Below are 17,706 nucleotides of genomic sequence, written 5' to 3' on the forward strand. Positions count from 1 at the left end.
TAACAAATCCCACCCCAACTATTGACAAAGAGCCGAAAAAAGGAAGTACCCCCGCGCCTCCGGGTGTCCGGCCAGTTGTTCCACATCTTCCGGGAACGGCAGGCCCAGCACGCCGTACAGCGTCTGCAGTACTTCCAGCATTTCAGTTTCCCGTCCGTCCGCGTATAGGCCGGACAGGAGGGTATACACTCGGTTGGTCGTGACCGTTTCGCCGTTCGTGACCGTCCAGAGCATTTCCACAAACGGCGGGGTGTGCGTCCCGGAAATCAGGTTGATATTGTCCTTGACGATTTCCCCGGACGGGCGCAGTACCCCCTTGTCAATCAGGGCTTGTTGCATGGTGTCCTCCTTGTTTTACGGTTGGAAAAATCCCGCCCTACTGTACAAAACACCGTGCGATAAGTTTTTACACTTAATGGAATGATTACCTGTAAAGCCCCATTCCGCTCACGGACGGAACCTCCTTCTCCCTCCTCCCCATCCCTTCCATCCACCCTCAATTCCTATGGAACGAATCCAGCAGCTGATTCTTAATATGCCACAGTTCATTAGACAGATCCACATGGACCGTATGGGGGTTGATCAGACGTTTGGACTCGTCCCAGAGCGTATCCAGTTCCTGTCTGCAGTAGGCCTGGATATCCATTACCTTGGGGGATTCATATACGCATTGGCCGTCCAGGAAGATGGGCACAAGCAGTTCCCTTAAGGTATAGCTGCCAGGGGACAGCATGGTCTTTTTCCAGGTCTCAATGGGGTCGAAGAGCAGCAGGGAGTTTTTCGTGTTAAACTCTTCGCCCACCAGACAGATTAAGTCGGCAATGATCTTGCCCGTGGCTTTATCGTAAATGCGCTGTATGGTCTTGTTGCAGGGGTTGGTGATTTTCTCTGCGTTTTCTGAAAGCTTGATCTTGGGGATGAACTGTCCGGTTGCCTTGTCCTTGACGGCTGCCAGCTTGTACACCCCGCCAAAGGACGGGCAGTCCTTGGCCGTGATCAGGTTGGTGCCCACGCCCCAGGAGTTGATGGTTGCGCCCTGCATCTTCAGGGAGTTAATCAGGTTTTCATCCAGGTCATTGGAAGCAGAGATGACCGCATCCGGGAATCCGGCATCATCCAGCATTTTCTTTGCTTTTTTGGACAGGTAGGCCAGGTCGCCGCTGTCCAGGCGGATGCCGTAAAACGTAAGGGGGATACCGGCTTCGCGCATTTCCTTAAATACCTTGATGGCATTGGGGACACCGGAGTCCAGGGTATCATAGGTGTCTACCAGCAGGATGCATGCGGATGGGTACAGCTTGGCATAGGTGCGGAAGGCCGTAAGTTCATCCGGAAAACTCATGATCCAGCTGTGGGCATGTGTGCCCTTGACCGGGACATCGAACATCTTGCCGCAGAGCACATTGGAGGTGCCGATACAGCCCGCAATCATGGCAGCCCTTGCGCCGTACACGCCCGCGTCCGGCCCCTGTGCGCGGCGCAGTCCGAATTCCATGACGCCGTCGCCCTTGGCCGCATACACGATGCGTTCTGTCTTGGTGGCAATCAGGCTCTGGTGGTTGATGATATTGAGCAGGGCCGTCTCCACCAGCTGCGCCTGCATGATGGGTGCAATGACCTTGACCAGAGGTTCCCTTGGGAAGACGATGGTTCCCTCAGGAATCGCATAGATATCACCGGTAAAGCGGAAGTCGCGGAGATATTCCAGGAAGTCTTCCTCGAATATCCCCAGGCTTCCCAGGTACTCAATGTCGCTGCCGTCAAAACGCAGGTCCCTGATGTATTCAATCACCTGCTCCAGCCCGGCGCAGATGGCAAAGCCATTGCCGTGGGGATTGGTGCGGTAGAACATGTCAAAGATTACGGTCTCGTTGGCGTCCTTTTCCTTAAAATATCCCTGCATCATGGTCAGTTCATACAGGTCTGTCAGTAACGTAAGATTTCTCTGTTCCATATAGGTTCCTCCCTGGTGCGTGGCCGGGAGCTGTCCGCGGATATGCGGAATCGCTGTATTTTGACGGCTGCGCTTGTATGTTGCTAAGTAGTATAGCACAGATTTTACAAAAGGCAAAGGAAATGTTAAAAATATAACAATCCTTACCGGGATGCCGTCAGCCATCCCCGGCCTATTTGACGGTCAATACCCGCACCTTCATGCCGTCCTCCAGGGATTGGCTGCTTTGCAGGATTACTTCATTGCCCTGGGTTAGACCCTGGGTTATTTCCATGTAGGCGTTTTTCTTCCTGCCTTTGGTGACAGGCATTTTCGCGGCCTGATTCCCGGACACCACATATACATAATCCCCATTGTCATCACTAAAGATGCACTTAGAGGGAATGTATACGGAGGCGGAAGGTTCATTGACAGAGGCGCGGACATCTGCCATAAGGCCTGTGTAGTGCAGGCTGTCTTTATCATCCAGCCGGATTTTCACGGTATACATGCCTGTTTTGGCATCGCACACAGCAGAGATTTCAGAAATGCTGCCGCTGCAGGTCTTTCCGGCGGACTGGAGGCTGACATCCATGGGCATGCCCTCTGCCAGCTGGTCAATATCCGTGTCGGCCACCTGGATTTCCACCTTTTCCCCGCTGTCATCCATTACGGTTGCGCCTGTAAGCTGGGGGGACACGGTCTGGCCGGTTTCAACATTGATTTTGGTAATCATGCCCGCAATAGGAGAAGTGACCGTACAGTCGTCATATTTTTTCCTGGCAATGTCAAGGGCTGCCTTGGCGCTGTCCATCTGCGCCTTGGCTGAATCGTAATTGCCGTCCTGGCCGTTCCTGGCCGCCTGGAGCTTTGCCTCAGCTGAATTCATCCTGGATTTTGCAGTTTCTAGATCTACCTGGGAGATTGCATTGGCTGCATAAAGGGCCTGCATGCGGGCAAAGTTATTTTTGGCGTCCGTGTACTCTATTTCAGCGGGAGCCACGTTTGTATTCTGTTCGCTTGCTTTTTTTGCAATGTTAAATGCTGCCTGGGCAGCGTCATATCCGGCCTGGGCCTGCTGCAGGGAAAGGGCGGCATTGGTGTCATCCACCTGGAATATCACATCCCCTTTCTCCACATGCTGTCCTTCGGATGCATTGACTTCAGTTACCTTGCCGCTGGCTTCCGGCATGATGTCAATGGTGCTCAAGGCCTCAACGGTTCCCTGCCATACCATGGAGGACAGGTCCCTGCCTGATTTTGCAATGGCGGTTGTCACCTCGGTCTGGCTGCTGTTGCTGGAGCATCCGGTACTAAGGCTGGCGGCCAGCATAAGACAGGCTCCGATTCCTATTAATTTCTTCATTTTGATTCCTCCCGTTTTTCCTTATTTCAAATGTACCTTTACAGTTGCGTTCATTCCGAATACCAGGGGCAGGTCCTCCTTGTTTTCAATGGTGACCTTGATGGGAATCAGCTGTGTGACCTTGGTATAGGTCCCGCTGGTGGAAAAACTGGTGGTGTTGGTAAAATAAGTCTGGGTTGCAGGGTCGATTTCCGTTACCTGTCCCTTAAATGTCCTGTGGGGGTATGCATCCAGCCTGACATCCACTAACTGGCCCAGATGGATCTTCATGATATCCGTCTCCTCCACATTCACACCCACATACAGGTTGGAGGTGTCGGCCACCACTGCCAGGGGAGTGCCAGGGGACACGGTCTGGTTCACCGCGCCGTCATTTTTAACCACGGTCCCGGTTATGGGGGATGTGATATAAGGAAGCACTTCCTGCCGGCCAAGCACCTGGTCCTGTTCCACCAGGTCGCCGTTTTCCACGTCCCAGGAAATCAGCTTCCCGCTGGTGACAGGCATGACGGAATAGAGCTTTGCCGTCACCTTGGCATTATCCGTGCTAAAATAATTCATATTTACGCTGAACATGTAATAACCGGTGCAGCATCCGATGATGACCACGGCAAAGAGCAGGGGATACAGGATTTTTTTAAGTTTAGCCTTCTTGCCGGCGGTTTCCCCGCCGTCTATCTTGTTCTGGATATTATCGTTCATTTCATTCACCTTTCATTTCCTTTCATAAGGCCTTGGGGGTTGGTTCCAGGACCCGTGGAACATGGCTAATTGTTCAGTGCGAACTGGCTTTGATATAGGTCGGCATAGAAGCCTTTCTTTTCCAGCAGCTCCTTGTGATTGCCCTGTTCAATGATATCGCCGTCCTTCATGACCAGGATTAAGTCAGCATCCCGGATAGTGGATAAGCGGTGGGCGATGACAAAGCTGGTCCTGTCCTGCATCAGGTTGTTCATGGCATTCTGGATCAGCACTTCGGTCCTGGTGTCAATGGAGCTGGTGGCCTCATCCAGGATAAGGATCCGTGGGTCTGCCAGTATGGTCCTGGCAATGGTTAAAAGCTGTTTCTGGCCCTGGGACAGGTTGCTGGCTTCTTCATTAATCATCATATGATAGCCGCCTGGCATGGAGCGGATGAATTCATCACAGTGGGCCGTCCTTGCGGCAGCCATGACTTCCTCGTCGGTTTTATCAAAATTCCCGTAGCGGATATTATCCATGATGCTGGCGCTGTAGAGCCAGGTCTCCTGGAGCACCATGCCAAACATGGAGCGCAGTCCGTTCCTGGTAAAATCCAGGATGTTGTGCCCGTCAATGAATATGCTGCCGCTGTTCAGTTCATAGAACCGCATAAGCAGCTTTACCACCGTTGTCTTGCCGGCGCCGGTAGGGCCGACGATGGCAATGGTCTGGCCGGCATGGATGACCGAGGAAAAGTCATGGATGATCAGCTTATCGGGCCGGTAGCCAAAATGCACATGGGAAAACTCCACATCCCCCCGCACCTGTTCCGGCTGTATGGGCGCGCTTGTCTCAGGCACCTCCTCCTGCTCATCCAGGAATTCAAACACACGCTCTGCCGCGGCAGCCGTGGACTGGAGTGTGTTGGAGATATTGGCAATCTGTGTGATGGGCTGGGTAAAGGAGCGCATGTATTGGATGAAGGCCTGGATATCGCCGATATCAATCACCTTTTTAACGGTCAGATACCCGCCCAGCAGACATACGGATACGTAACCCAGGTTGCTGACAAATGACATGATGGGCATCATCATGCCGGACAGGAACTGGGACTTCCACGCGGATTTGTAAAGCGCATCGTTTATTTCCGTGAATTTCTCAATGGCCTCGGCCTCGCCGTTAAAGACCTGGACCACATTATGGCCTCCGTATATTTCCTCAATGTGTCCGTTGAGCATTCCAAGGCTTTTCTGCTGGCCCTTGAAATAGCGCTGGGATTTTTTCACAACACCCATGATCAGGCCCATGGAAAGGGGGAGTACCATGACAGCCACCAGGGTCATCCGGATGCTGATGGATATCATCATGATCAGGACGCCCACCAGGGTCGCAACCGAGGTGATGATCTGCGTAAGGCTCTGGTTCAGGGTCTGGCTTACCGTATCCACGTCATTGGTGATGCGGGACAGTACCTCGCCGTGGGTCCTGGTGTCGTAGTAGCTTAAGGGCAGCCGGTTCATTTTCGCCGATATGTCCTTGCGGAACTGGTAGGTCACCTTCATGCTGACGCCTGACATGATATAGCTTTGCAGGTAGGAAAATACAGCCGATATCAGGTACAGGACCACCAGCAGCAGGAGACAGTTCCTTATGTAGCGGAAGTCGGTGAGAAGGCCGGTGCCCATCATCCAGGCCATCATGCCTTCAAACAGCTTGGTGGTGGCCTTGCCAAGGACCTTGGGCCCTATGATGGAGAACACGGAGGAACATGCGGCAAACAGGATGACGATGGCAACCTGGGCTTTATAAACCATCAGATACTGTAAAAGATGGAGCATGGTGCCCTTAAAATCCTTTGCCTTTTCACCGGCCGCGCGGATGCCCCGGCCGCCGCCCATAGGGGGAGCGGATGATTGTTTTTGTTCTGTCATTGCAATTCCTCCTCGCTGAGCTGGGACAGTGCAATCTCACGGTAGACCTTACAGTCTGCCATAAGTTCCCGGTGGGTTCCCCTGCCCACCATTTTCCCGTGGTCCAGTACAATGATCTGGTCCGCGTTCATGATGGTGCTGATCCGCTGGGCCACCAGGAACTGGGTCGTGCCGCCGGTTTCTTCCTTCAGGGCCTTCCTCAGCTTTGCATCCGTCTTAAAATCCAGGGCGGAAAAACTGTCGTCAAATATATTGATGGGCGCATTTTTTACCAAAGCCCTGGCAATGGAGAGCCTCTGCTTCTGGCCGCCGGACACATTGCCCCCGCCCTGGGCAATCAATGTGTCAAACAGGTCTGGTTTAGACTCGATGAATTCCATGGCCTGGGCGGTACGGGCAGAACGTTCAATCTGTTCCTCCCCGGCTGTCCGGTCACCGTAAGCCAGGTTGGAGCGGATGGTGCCTGAGAAGAGGACTCCTTTCTGGGGCACGAACCCCAGGTTCTGCCGCAGCTTGTGCAGGGGCCAGTCTTTGATGTTGACGCCGTCAATCAGGATTTCGCCCCCGGTTACATCATAGAAGCGGGGGAGCAGGTTGACCAGGGTGCTTTTGCCGCTGCCCGTGGCGCCGATAAAGGCGGTTATCTGTCCGGGAAGGGCGGTGAAGCTGATATCTGAAAGTACGTCCCCGTCCCCGCCGGGATAGCGGAAGGATACGTGGCGGTATTCCACCACGCCCCGTATTTTATCCGGGCATAAGGTTTGCCTTGCGTCGGTAATGCTGGATTTTGTCTGTAGGACCTCCACCACACGGTTGATGGATACAATGGCTCTTGGGATCATGATGAACATCATGGACATCATCAGGAAGGCCATGATGATCTGCATCACGTACTGCATGTAGGCCATCATGTCGCCCACCTCCATCTGGAAGCCGGATACCTGGTTGGATCCCACCCATACCACCAGCAGGGTTATGAGGTTCATGATAAGCATCATGGCAGGCATCATTCCTGACATGGTGCGGTTTACAAACAGGTTGGTTTTGGTCAGGTCACGGTTTACCGTGTCGAACCGGTTTTCCTCAAAGGTCTGGGTGTCAAAGGCCCTGACCACCAGCAGGCCCTCAAGGTTCTCACGGACCACCAGGTTCAAGCGGTCAATGAGCTTTTGCACCACCTGGAACTTGGGCATTACAAGGCTGAACATGGAGAACACCACCATAAACAGCAGGGCCACGGCCAGGGCGATGATCCATGACATGGATTTATCCTTTGCAAGGGCGTGGAGTATTCCACCCACAGCCATGATGGGCGCATAGAACACCATGCGTATCATCATGACAATCAGCATCTGTATCTGGGTGATGTCATTGGTGGTCCTGGTGATGAGGGAGGATGTGGAAAAACGGTCCAGTTCCGCATTTGAGAATCCTTCCACGGAAATAAATACGTCGCGGCGCAGGCCCCGGCAGACCCCGGCAGCGGCCCTGGCTCCTAAAAATCCCACCGTGACCGTGCAGGACGCGCTGATCAGGGCCACGCCCAGCATCTTAAAGCCGGTGCTTATGATATAGGAGGTGTTGCCTGTGGTGATGCCGTCATTTACAATATCGGACATCAGGTCCGGCAGCGCCAGGTCGCATGATGCCTGGCCAAAGAGGAGCACGATGGCCAGCAGTATGTACAGGGCATATGGTTTGAAATATCGTAAAAGTACACTCAACTTATTCCTTCTTCCTGCCGCAGGCCCGGTCGGCCATGGCGGCTATGATATCGGCGCATCCTTCATATCCAAAAGAACTGGTGTTCAGGCAGATGTCGTGGTTCTCCATCCTGCCCCATTCCTTTTCAGCAAACATTTTATAATATTCTTTTCTCTGCTGGTCTTTGCGCCGGATATGGGCTTCGATGTTCTTTAAGGGGACATGGTCCGTATGGTGGATCCGCTGTATCCGTTCCTCCATGGAGGATGCATAGATGAAAATGTTCAGGGAGCCGCACACATCTTTTAAGACAGTGTCCGCACACCTTCCTATGAATATGGCGGGACCTTCCATGGCCAGCCGCCGTATGGTCCCGCTCACAGCCTCAAACTGCTGGTAAGGCTCAAACATCTGTCTGTAATCCTGTATGCTGCCCGCAAAGACCGCAATGTCATGGAGCAGGCTCCGGCTCCGTTTTTCATCCTTTTCCTTCAGGACCCCGGGATTGAGGCCGAACCGTTCCGCTGCCAGCAGCAGCAGCTCCCCGTCATAAAAGGGGATTCCAAGTTTATGGGACAGGATCCGTCCTACTTCCCGTCCGCCGCTTCCATATTGCCGTTCAATGGTAATGCAGCTGCGTCTCATGACTGTTCCTCCGTTCTCTTTTTCCTGCGTTCCAGAAGCTGGTGCATCTCGTCCTCCATGATATCGGCCAGTCTGCCCCAGAGTCCGATAAGCCGGGAGATATCTTCCGGGCCCATCCTCCGTACAATCTGTGATTTCAGGAAATCCATGTCCTGGGCCGTGCTGGTCAGGATATCCCTGCCCGCAGGCGTCAGACATACAAAAATGTTGCGCCTGCTTCCGGTGTCAACTTTTCTTGTTATCAGTCCTTTTCCTTCCATGGTGTTCAGCAGGCGGGAAGCGGAAGAGGGCACGATCCTCAGCCTGTCGGCCAGCTCCGATACATAGATTCCAATGGAACCGGGATGTTCTTTCACATACCGGTCTATCTGTTCCAATGCATAATATTCAGAATAAATCACCTGTTCGGATAAGATGTTCAGCTTGATTTTCCTCATCCTCTGCATGATCTGCATCAGTTCTGGCTGAAGTATCTTTTCATTGTGTTTATCTGACATGATTTTTCCTCCTTTTGGGAAAATAGTTATCATTGTTAAATGTTTATAGTGTATAATATTATCGCGGTCAGTTGCATTTGTCAACAGTATATGATGGATTGTAACAAAATAATTACACGACCCGTGCGGTTAAGGTTGACATTTTCCCAAGGCGTTATTATAATAAAGAAGTTAAATAATAAAAGCTGTGATGGAGACAGTAGGCCTGCAGGGAACGCCTCAGAGAGCCGGGGATGGTGGGAGCCCGGTGCCAGTAATGCAGGACTGAATATCACTCCGGAGCTGTCCGGCTGAGAAAAGGGGCATGGATTCCCAGGCATCCAGGGTGGTGCAGGGACCTGCTGCATGGTAAGCCGGGACGCAATTCCTGCGTTAAAGGGACTCATATGATGGTATGCAGTAATAGGTGGTTAAACGGAGCAGTTTTTACGGCTTCCGTCCTGTTCGGGACGGAAGCCTTTTTATATGAATCCATATAATACAGCACATACCAGAGTATATAAAATTAGGAATGGAGGAATCCAAGGATGTATGACAAAGTCTCCACAGACCTTAAGTTTGTGGAAAGAGAAAAAGAAGTGGAAAAATTCTGGGAAGATGAGCACATCTTCGAGAAAAGCATCAAGATGCGCGAGGGTTGCAAGCCTTACGTGTTCTATGACGGACCGCCAACCGCCAATGGCAAGCCCCATATCGGCCACGTGGAAACCCGCGCCATCAAGGACATGATTCCAAGATACCGGGCCATGAAGGGCTACATGGTGCCCCGTAAGGCAGGATGGGATACCCACGGGCTTCCCGTGGAGCTGGAAGTCGAGAAGAAGCTGGGGCTGGACGGCAAGGACCAGATTGAACAGTACGGGCTGGAGCCGTTCATCCGGGAGTGTAAGGAAAGCGTCTGGAAATACAAGGGCATGTGGGAGGATTTCTCCAATACCGTCGGTTTCTGGGCTGATATGGACGACCCATATGTGACCTATGAGAACAATTTCATTGAATCCGAGTGGTGGGCGCTGAAGCAGATTTGGGACAAGGGCCTTTTATACAAGGGCTTTAAGGTGGTTCCCTACTGCCCGCGCTGCGGAACCCCCCTTTCCTCCCACGAGGTGGCCCAGGGCTATAAGGATGTAAAGGAACGCTCCGCCATCGCGCGGTTTAAGGTAAAGGGCGAGGACGCCTATATCCTGGCATGGACCACCACGCCCTGGACCCTTCCAAGCAACCTGGCCCTTTGTGTGAACCCGGCGGAGGATTATGTGAAGGTAAGGACCGGGGACGGCTATACCTATTATATTGCACAGGCCCTGGCGGATACGGTGCTGGGCGGGGATTACGAAGTACTTGAGAACTACAAGGGCAGGGATCTGGAATATAAGGAATACGAGCCTCTGTACGGGTGCTCCGTGCCCCTTAGCGAGAAGCAGCACAAGAAAGCATACTATGTGGTGTGCGACACCTACGTAACCCTGACAGACGGTACGGGAATCGTACACATCGCCCCTGCATTCGGTGAAGACGATGCCAATGTGGGACGCAGATATGACCTTCCTTTTGTACAGCTGGTGGACGCAAAGGGTGATATGACAAACGAGACACCATTTGCAGGCACCTTTGTCAAGGACGCGGATCCGCTGGTGTTAAAGGACCTGGAATCCAGAGGACTTCTGTTCTCGGCGCCTGCTTTTGAACACAGCTATCCCCACTGCTGGAGATGCGGTACCCCGCTGATTTACTATGCAAGGGAATCCTGGTTCATTAAGATGACGGCTGTGAAGGAGGATTTAATCCGCAACAACAATACCATTAACTGGGTGCCTGACTCCATCGGCAAGGGCCGCTTCGGCGACTGGCTGGAGAATATCCAGGACTGGGGTATTTCCAGGAACCGGTATTGGGGCACGCCTCTTAATATCTGGGAGTGTGAGTGCGGATACCAGCACTCCATTGGAAGCATTGAAGAGTTAAAGGGCATGTCCGACAACTGTCCGGAGGATATCGAGCTTCACCGTCCGTATATTGACAATGTAAATATCAAGTGCCCCAAGTGCGGCAGGCTTATGAAGCGTGTGCCGGAAGTGATTGACTGCTGGTTTGACTCAGGCGCCATGCCATTTGCACAGCACCATTATCCATTTGAGAATAAGGAACTGTTTGAATCACAGTTCCCGGCGCAGTTCATCTCCGAGGCAGTGGACCAGACCCGCGGATGGTTCTATTCCCTGCTGGCTGAATCCACCCTGCTGTTTAACAAGGCGCCTTATGAAAATGTTGTTGTCATGGGCCTGGTGCTGGACGAGAACGGACAGAAGATGAGCAAGTCCAAGGGCAATGCAGTGGATCCCTTTGATACCCTGGCAGCCCATGGCGCGGATGCCATCCGCTGGTTCTTCTATACCTGCTGCGCGTCCTGGCTTCCCAAGCGGTACCAGGACAAGGCCGTGACCGAAGGACAGCGCAAGTTCATGGGAACCCTGTGGAATACCTATGCGTTCTGGGTCCTCTATGCCAATATTGATAATTTCGACGCCACCAAGTACACCCTGGAGTACGATAAGCTGCCGGTCATGGATAAATGGCTGCTTTCCAAGATGAATTCCATGGTTAAATGTGTGGATGACAACCTGATGAATTACCAGATTCCTGAGGCTGCAAGGTCACTGCAGGAATTTGTGGATGACATGAGCAACTGGTATGTGCGCAGAAGCCGCGAGCGTTTCTGGGCCAAGGGCATGGAGCAGGATAAGATTAATGCGTATATGACCCTGTATACCGCCCTTGTGACGGCTGCCAAGGCAGCGGCGCCCATGATCCCGTTCATGACAGAACAGATTTACCAGAATATTGTCAGAAAGATTGACGCGGATGCGCTGGAAAGCATACACCTGTGCGACTTCCCTGAGGTGAAGGAAGAATGGATTGACACCAGCCTGGAACAGGACATGGATGAGGTCCTAAAGGCCGTGGTCATGGGCCGTGCGGCAAGGAATGCAGCAAATATCAAGAACCGCCAGCCAATTGCCCAGATGTATATCAAGGCTGACCACGCCCTGTCCGAGTTCTATGTGAAGATCATTGAGGATGAGCTGAATGTGAAGAAGGTGGCCTTCTCTGACGATGTAAGGGCATTTACCTCCTATTCCTTTAAGCCGCAGCTTAAGACGGTGGGACCAAAGTACGGGAAACTCCTGGGACAGATCCGGCAGGCCCTTGCGGGGATTGACGGCAGCGCTGCCATGGATACGCTCAATGAAAGCGGCGCCCTGACCTTTGATTTCGGAGGACAGGAAGTGGTGCTGACCAGGGACGACCTGCTGATTGACGTATCGCAGAAGGACGGATATGTGACGGAGGAGGACAACTACCTGACCGTGGTGCTGGATACCAACCTGACACCGGAACTGGTTGAGGAGGGCTTTGTCCGTGAAATCATCAGCAAGATCCAGACCATGCGTAAGGAAGCCGGTTTTGAGGTCATGGACCACATTGCCGTTTACCAGGATGACAATGACAGGATTGCAGGGCTTCTGAAGGCCAATGCAGATGAGATTAAGGCCGAGGTAATGGCTGATACCATCTTCCTTGGAAGGATGGGCGGTTATGCCAAGGAGTGGAGCATCAACGGCGAAAAAGTCATGCTTGGTGTTGAAAAGACCATGAAATAATGTTAATATGGGAGGCGGGGTTAAAACACCCCGCCTATATGAGGATAGGGAGGATTGTGCCGATGAATAAAGGATTTGATAAAGTCACATTCAAGCGCAGCGTGATAGACAACGTTAAGAACATGTTCCGCCGTACCATTGACGAGGCTACGCCCCAGCAGGTATTCCAGGCGGTTTCTTATGCGGTAAAGGACGTTATCATCGATGAGTGGATAGCAACCCACAAAGAATATGAAAAGAAAGACACAAAGACAGTATACTACCTGTCCATGGAGTTCCTGATGGGCCGCGCCCTGGGCAACAACATCATCAACATATGCGCCCATGATGAGATTAAGGAAGTACTGGATGAACTGGGATTTGACCTGAACCTGATTGAGGACCAGGAACCGGACGCAGCCCTTGGCAACGGCGGCCTGGGACGTCTGGCAGCATGTTTCCTGGATTCCCTTGCAACCCTGGGATATCCTGCTTACGGCTGCGGCATCCGCTACCGCTACGGTATGTTTAAACAGAAAATTGAGAACGGCTACCAGATTGAGGTGCCGGATGAATGGCTTAAGGACGGCAATCCCTTTGAAATCCGCCGCCCGGAGTATGCGCAGGAAGTCAGGTTCGGCGGTTATGTGCGCATTGAGAATGTGAACGGCGCCAACCACTTTGTGCAGGACGGTTATCAGACGGTCCGCGCCGTGCCTTATGACCTTCCGGTTATCGGTTACGGCAATAACGTGGTGAACACCCTGCGTATCTGGGATGCGGAACCGGTTAATACATTTAACCTGGATTCCTTTGACCGGGGCGATTACCAGAAGGCAGTGGAGCAGGAAAACCTTGCCAAGACCATCGTGGAAGTGCTGTATCCCAATGACAACCATTATGCGGGCAAGGAGCTGCGCCTGAAGCAGCAGTATTTCTTTATTTCCGCCAGCGTGCAGAGGGCCATCATAAAATATAAGGAAAAACATGATGATATCCGCAGGTTTCATGAGAAGGTGGCTTTCCAGCTGAACGATACCCATCCCACGGTTGCGATTCCTGAACTGATGCGTATCCTTTTGGATGAGGAGGGCCTGAACTGGGATGAGGCATGGGAGGTAACCACCAAGACATGTGCGTACACCAACCACACCATCATGTCCGAGGCCCTGGAGAAATGGCCCATCGAACTGTTCTCACGCCTGCTTCCAAGGATTTACCAGATAGTGGAGGAGATTAACCGCAGGTTCCAGAACCAGATCCAGTCCATGTATCCTGGCAACCAGGAGAAGCTGCGCAAGATGTCCATTATTTATGACGGACAGGTGAAGATGGCTTACATGGCCATTGCAGCCAGCTTTTCTGTCAACGGCGTGGCCAGGCTGCACACCGAGATCCTTAAGAACCAGGAATTAAAGGATTTCTACCAGATGATGCCGGAGAAGTTCAACAACAAGACCAACGGCATTACCCAGAGAAGGTTCCTGCTTCATGGAAATCCCCTGCTTGCTGACTGGGTGACCTCCAAAATCGGGGATGAGTGGATTACCAATCTTCCCCATATCAAGAAGCTGGAGATTTATGCGGACGATGAAAAGTGCCGGCAGGAGTTCATGAATATCAAGTACCAGAACAAGATCCGCCTGGCAAAATACATTAAGGAACACAACGGGATTGACGTGGATCCGCGTTCCATCTTTGACGTACAGGTAAAAAGGCTTCACGAATATAAGCGCCAGCTGATGAACATCCTGCATGTGATGTACCTGTATAACCAGTTAAAGGATAATCCAAACATGGATATGGTGCCCAGGACCTTTATCTTCGGCGCCAAGGCAGCGGCCGGTTATAAGCGCGCCAAGCTGACCATCAAGCTGATTAATTCCGTGGCGGATGTGATTAACAATGACAGGTCCATTGGCGGCAAGATTAAAGTGGTGTTCATTGAGGATTACAGGGTAAGCAACGCAGAGCTTATCTTTGCCGCGGCGGATGTGAGTGAGCAGATATCCACGGCCAGTAAGGAGGCTTCGGGTACTGGCAACATGAAGTTCATGCTTAACGGCGCCCTGACCCTTGGCACCATGGACGGAGCCAATGTGGAGATTGTTGAGGAGGTGGGCAGCGAATATGCCTTCATCTTCGGCATGTCATCTGATGAGGTCATTAATTATGAGAATAACGGCGGGTATTATCCAATGGATATCTTTAACAATGACCAGGAAATCCGCAGGGTGCTGATGCAGCTGATCAACGGCTACTATGCGCCGGATAACCCTGAGCTGTTTAGGGATATCTATAACTCCCTGCTGAATACCAAGAGCAGTGACCGCGCGGATACCTACTTCATCCTGAAGGATTTCCGTTCCTATGCAGAGGCCCATGCCAGGGTGGATCAGGCCTACAGGGATGAGAAGTGGTGGGCCAAGGCAGCCATCCTCAATGTGGCTAACAGCGGCAAGTTTACATCCGACAGGACCATTGAGGAGTATGTAAGGGATATCTGGCACCTGAAAAAGGTGACGGTTGAGATGTAAATAGTAAGTGTATGCTGCTGTTTCCATGCAGCAGCATGCACTGTGTATCCATGCTCCGGCAATCCTGAATCAGAAAAGGGGGCCGGGGCATTTTGAATAAAGGGAGGCAGAGCGGTTATGAAGATTCGGGACATACTGGCACAGGGGAACCCCACCCTGTCTTTTGAGGTTTTTCCTCCCAAGACAGAAGATAATTATCATACGGTGGAAAAGGCGGCAAAAGAGATTGCAAAGCTTAAGCCGGCTTTTATGAGCGTTACATACGGCGCAGGCGGAGGCACCAGCGATTATACGGTGGGCATTGCCTCGGATATCAAAGGGTACGGCGTGACGCCCCTGGCCCATCTGACCTGTGTGTCATCTACCAGGGAAAAGGTGCAGGGGGTCCTTAAGGAACTGAAGGGACATGGGATTGAGAATGTGCTGGCCCTAAGGGGGGATATCCCTGAAAACGGACAGACCCCCAGGGTTTACCACTATGCGTCCGAACTGATCCGGGAAATCAAACAGTCAGGGGATTTCTGCATCGGCGCTGCCTGTTATCCGGAAGGCCATGTGGAATCTGCCAACAAGTCGGTGGACATGGATTACCTGAAACAGAAGGTGGAGGCTGGCTGCGATTTCGTGACCACACAGATGTTTTTTGATAACAGCATCCTGTACAGCTATCTGTACCGCATCCGGGAAAAGGGGATTACGGTTCCCGTCATTGCGGGAATCATGCCTGTGACCAATGCAAAACAGATTAAACGTATCACACAGATGTCCGGCACGTATCTGCCGTCCAGGTTCATGTCCATCGTGGACCGGTTCGGGGATAATCCGGCTGCCATGAAGCAGGCGGGCATTGCCTATGCCACGGACCAGATCATTGACCTGATTGCCAACGGCGTGGGCGGAATCCATGTCTATTCCATGAACAAGCCGGATGTGGCCGGGAAAATCAAGGAGAACCTGTCGGAAATACTTGGAAATGGGTGCGTATGCGCGCCATAGCAGGGACACGCACGTGGAAATGGGTACGCATGTGCGCCATAGGAGGATTGGATGGAAACACGGGATATTGACAGGGGGGAAGTGCTGCGGTATCTGGGATATGGAAGGCATGAAGCGGACCGGCGGGTGATGGACCTGGTGGAACAGTGCATCGAAGAACTTGGCAGGGAAGCCAGCCCGCTGTATCTGTGCCGGGATTATCCCCTGGCCCTGGGGCAGGAAGGCCTGGTGGATGCGGGGGTTTTCATCACAAGAAGCAGGAATCTGGCTAGAAACCTGGCGGACTGCGGCAGGATCCTTGTATTTGCGGCCACCCTGGGCACGGGTGCGGATTATCTGATTGGAAAGTATAACCGTCTCCAGATGAGCAAGGCCGTTGTCATGCAGGCAGCTGCCGCTGCCATGATAGAGGAGTACTGCGACCAGGTCTGCGCCGGGCTGAAGGCGTATTATGAGGCGGACGGATGGTATCTGCGTCCAAGGTTCAGCCCGGGTTACGGAGACTTTCCGCTGGACTGCCAAAGCCGGCTGTTAGACTGTCTGGAGGCGGGCAAACGCATTGGCATCAAGCTGACGGACAGCCTTCTCATGATGCCGTCCAAGTCCGTCACGGCCGTGATGGGCGCCAGCAGGAAGCCTTACCGGTGTGATGTGAAGGGCTGCGAGGCCTGCGGGAAAAAGGACTGCGCCTACAGGCGGTAGGCCCTGTACCATGAAAGGGAAAAGGAGAGGAAAGAAAATGATTCGTTTTAACTGCGATTATAGTGAAGGCGCCCATGAGCGCATCCTGAAGAAACTGGTGGAGACAAACCTGGAACAGACACCTGGATACGGAGAGGACCACTATTGTGGGGAGGCGGCGTCCATTATCCGCAATCTCTGCAAAAGGGAAGATGCTGACGTACACTTCCTGGTGGGAGGGACCCAGGCCAACATGACGGTGATTGCATCTGCCCTCAGGCCCCATCAGGGCGTGGTGGGCGCTGTGTCCGCCCATATTAACGTCCATGAGACCGGCTCCATTGAGGCGGCCGGACACAAGGTCCTGGCCCTTGCGTCGGAGGACGGCAAGATAAGCGCCAGCCAGGTGGAGACGCTTTATCTGGAACACATCCATGACGAGAGCTTTGAGCACATGGTCCAGCCCAAGATGGTGTATATATCCAACCCCACGGAGCTGGGGACCATTTACACAAGGGCGGAGCTGGAAGCGCTTTACGGCGTGTGCCGCAGGTACGGGCTGTACCTGTTTGTGGACGGGGCGCGGCTGGCCTACGGGCTGATGGCCGAGGGCAATGACGTGGACCTGCCGGTCCTGGCTGCCAACTGTGATGTGTTTTATATCGGCGGCACCAAAGTGGGCGCCCTGTTCGGAGAGGCGGTGGTGATCCTGAATGAGGGACTGAAGCCGGATTTCCGCTATCATATCAAGCAAAGGGGCGGAATGCTGGCAAAGGGACGCCTCCTGGGAATCCAGTTCTCAGAACTCTTAAAGGACGGGCTGTATATGGAACTGGGCAGGCACGCGGACCGTCTGGCCGGCAAAATCAGAAAGGCCTGTGAGGATAAGGGATACCCATTCCTGGTATACAATACCACCAACCAGGTATTCCCCATCATGCCGGACCAGGTGCTTAAGCAGTGGGAGGGCAGGTTCAGCTATACCCATCAGGGACGCGTGGATGACAGCCACACCGCCATCCGCCTCTGCACCAGCTGGATTATCAGCGAGGAGAATGTGGACATCCTGGTACGGGAAATAATAAATAGCTGAC

General features: G+C 52.8%; 13 protein-coding genes. 5 read left to right on the forward strand and 8 right to left on the reverse strand.

Annotated elements, in window-relative coordinates; all coding sequences use genetic code 11:
* Nucleotides 1-18: 18 nt before the first annotated feature.
* The 8 genes from DWX59_RS18900 to DWX59_RS18935 form a co-directional block, all read right to left on the reverse strand.
* On the reverse strand, nucleotides 19-339 hold the full coding sequence (locus DWX59_RS18900; protein WP_117560770.1) for a hypothetical protein: 321 nt from the start codon (nucleotides 337-339) through the stop codon (nucleotides 19-21).
* Nucleotides 340-496: 157 nt separating this feature from the next.
* Nucleotides 497-1,954 carry a nicotinate phosphoribosyltransferase gene (locus DWX59_RS18905; protein WP_117560771.1) on the reverse strand — a complete coding sequence of 486 codons (1,458 nt, stop codon included), beginning with the start codon at nucleotides 1,952-1,954 and terminating at the stop codon, nucleotides 497-499.
* 172 nt (nucleotides 1,955-2,126) lie between these two features.
* A complete protein-coding gene (locus DWX59_RS18910) occupies nucleotides 2,127-3,299 on the reverse strand; it encodes an efflux RND transporter periplasmic adaptor subunit (RefSeq protein WP_117560772.1) in 1,173 nt (390 codons plus the stop codon).
* 21 nt (nucleotides 3,300-3,320) lie between these two features.
* Complete coding sequence (locus DWX59_RS18915; RefSeq protein ID WP_117560885.1) at nucleotides 3,321-4,001, reverse strand: HlyD family secretion protein; 681 nt, start codon at nucleotides 3,999-4,001, stop codon at nucleotides 3,321-3,323.
* Nucleotides 4,002-4,066: 65 nt separating this feature from the next.
* Nucleotides 4,067-5,911: an ABC transporter ATP-binding protein gene (locus DWX59_RS18920; protein WP_117560773.1), complete on the reverse strand. Its 1,845-nt coding sequence runs from the start codon at nucleotides 5,909-5,911 to the stop codon at nucleotides 4,067-4,069.
* Nucleotides 5,908-7,635 (reverse strand): ABC transporter ATP-binding protein, encoded by a 1,728-nt coding sequence (locus tag DWX59_RS18925; protein WP_117560774.1) that lies wholly within the window; start codon nucleotides 7,633-7,635, stop codon nucleotides 5,908-5,910. The genes DWX59_RS18920 and DWX59_RS18925 overlap by 4 nt, the downstream gene beginning before the upstream one ends.
* Nucleotide 7,636: 1 nt before the next feature.
* The gene (locus tag DWX59_RS18930) at nucleotides 7,637-8,260 is read right to left on the reverse strand and encodes a cytidylate kinase-like family protein (RefSeq protein WP_117560775.1); all 624 of its coding nucleotides are present in this window, start codon (nucleotides 8,258-8,260) and stop codon (nucleotides 7,637-7,639) included.
* Nucleotides 8,257-8,757 (reverse strand): MarR family winged helix-turn-helix transcriptional regulator, encoded by a 501-nt coding sequence (locus DWX59_RS18935; RefSeq protein WP_117560776.1) that lies wholly within the window; start codon nucleotides 8,755-8,757, stop codon nucleotides 8,257-8,259. The genes DWX59_RS18930 and DWX59_RS18935 overlap by 4 nt, the downstream gene beginning before the upstream one ends.
* Nucleotides 8,758-9,284: 527 nt before the next feature.
* Here DWX59_RS18935 and ileS point away from each other — a divergent pair.
* From ileS to DWX59_RS18965, 5 genes are all read left to right on the forward strand, one after another.
* Nucleotides 9,285-12,419, forward strand: a complete 3,135-nt coding sequence (gene ileS / locus DWX59_RS18945; RefSeq protein ID WP_117560777.1) for an isoleucine--tRNA ligase — start codon at nucleotides 9,285-9,287, stop codon at nucleotides 12,417-12,419.
* A gap of 62 nt (nucleotides 12,420-12,481) precedes the next feature.
* Nucleotides 12,482-14,935, forward strand: coding sequence for a glycogen/starch/alpha-glucan phosphorylase (locus DWX59_RS18950; protein WP_117560778.1), 2,454 nt, complete (start codon nucleotides 12,482-12,484; stop codon nucleotides 14,933-14,935).
* Nucleotides 14,936-15,052: 117 nt separating this feature from the next.
* Entirely contained in the window at nucleotides 15,053-15,931 is an 879-nt protein-coding gene (metF, locus tag DWX59_RS18955; protein ID WP_117560779.1) for a methylenetetrahydrofolate reductase [NAD(P)H], read from the forward strand.
* Between the two features lie 51 nt (nucleotides 15,932-15,982).
* Nucleotides 15,983-16,633, forward strand: coding sequence for a vitamin B12 dependent-methionine synthase activation domain-containing protein (locus DWX59_RS18960; protein ID WP_117560780.1), 651 nt, complete (start codon nucleotides 15,983-15,985; stop codon nucleotides 16,631-16,633).
* A 37-nt stretch (nucleotides 16,634-16,670) separates the two neighbouring features.
* Complete coding sequence (locus DWX59_RS18965; protein WP_117560781.1) at nucleotides 16,671-17,705, forward strand: threonine aldolase family protein; 1,035 nt, start codon at nucleotides 16,671-16,673, stop codon at nucleotides 17,703-17,705.
* Nucleotide 17,706 lies beyond the last annotated feature (1 nt).

The sequence above is a fragment of the Enterocloster aldenensis genome (assembly GCF_003434055.1).
Lineage (GTDB): Bacteria > Bacillota > Clostridia > Lachnospirales > Lachnospiraceae > Enterocloster > Enterocloster aldenensis.

What these genes read in the sequence shown, in the direction of transcription:
- DWX59_RS18930 (WP_117560775.1), bottom strand. Translation starts at nt 8,260, where the DNA reads ATGAGACGCAGCTGCATTACCATTGAACGGCAATATGGAAGCGGCGGA.
- DWX59_RS18915 (WP_117560885.1), bottom strand. Translation starts at nt 4,001, where the DNA reads ATGAACGATAATATCCAGAACAAGATAGACGGCGGGGAAACCGCCGGC.
- DWX59_RS18910 (WP_117560772.1), bottom strand. Translation starts at nt 3,299, where the DNA reads ATGAAGAAATTAATAGGAATCGGAGCCTGTCTTATGCTGGCCGCCAGC.
- DWX59_RS18905 (WP_117560771.1), bottom strand. Translation starts at nt 1,954, where the DNA reads ATGGAACAGAGAAATCTTACGTTACTGACAGACCTGTATGAACTGACC.
- DWX59_RS18950 (WP_117560778.1), top strand. Translation starts at nt 12,482, where the DNA reads ATGAATAAAGGATTTGATAAAGTCACATTCAAGCGCAGCGTGATAGAC.
- DWX59_RS18935 (WP_117560776.1), bottom strand. Translation starts at nt 8,757, where the DNA reads ATGTCAGATAAACACAATGAAAAGATACTTCAGCCAGAACTGATGCAG.
- DWX59_RS18900 (WP_117560770.1), bottom strand. Translation starts at nt 339, where the DNA reads ATGCAACAAGCCCTGATTGACAAGGGGGTACTGCGCCCGTCCGGGGAA.
- DWX59_RS18965 (WP_117560781.1), top strand. Translation starts at nt 16,671, where the DNA reads ATGATTCGTTTTAACTGCGATTATAGTGAAGGCGCCCATGAGCGCATC.
- metF (WP_117560779.1), top strand. Translation starts at nt 15,053, where the DNA reads ATGAAGATTCGGGACATACTGGCACAGGGGAACCCCACCCTGTCTTTT.
- ileS (WP_117560777.1), top strand. Translation starts at nt 9,285, where the DNA reads ATGTATGACAAAGTCTCCACAGACCTTAAGTTTGTGGAAAGAGAAAAA.
- DWX59_RS18960 (WP_117560780.1), top strand. Translation starts at nt 15,983, where the DNA reads ATGGAAACACGGGATATTGACAGGGGGGAAGTGCTGCGGTATCTGGGA.
- DWX59_RS18920 (WP_117560773.1), bottom strand. Translation starts at nt 5,911, where the DNA reads ATGACAGAACAAAAACAATCATCCGCTCCCCCTATGGGCGGCGGCCGG.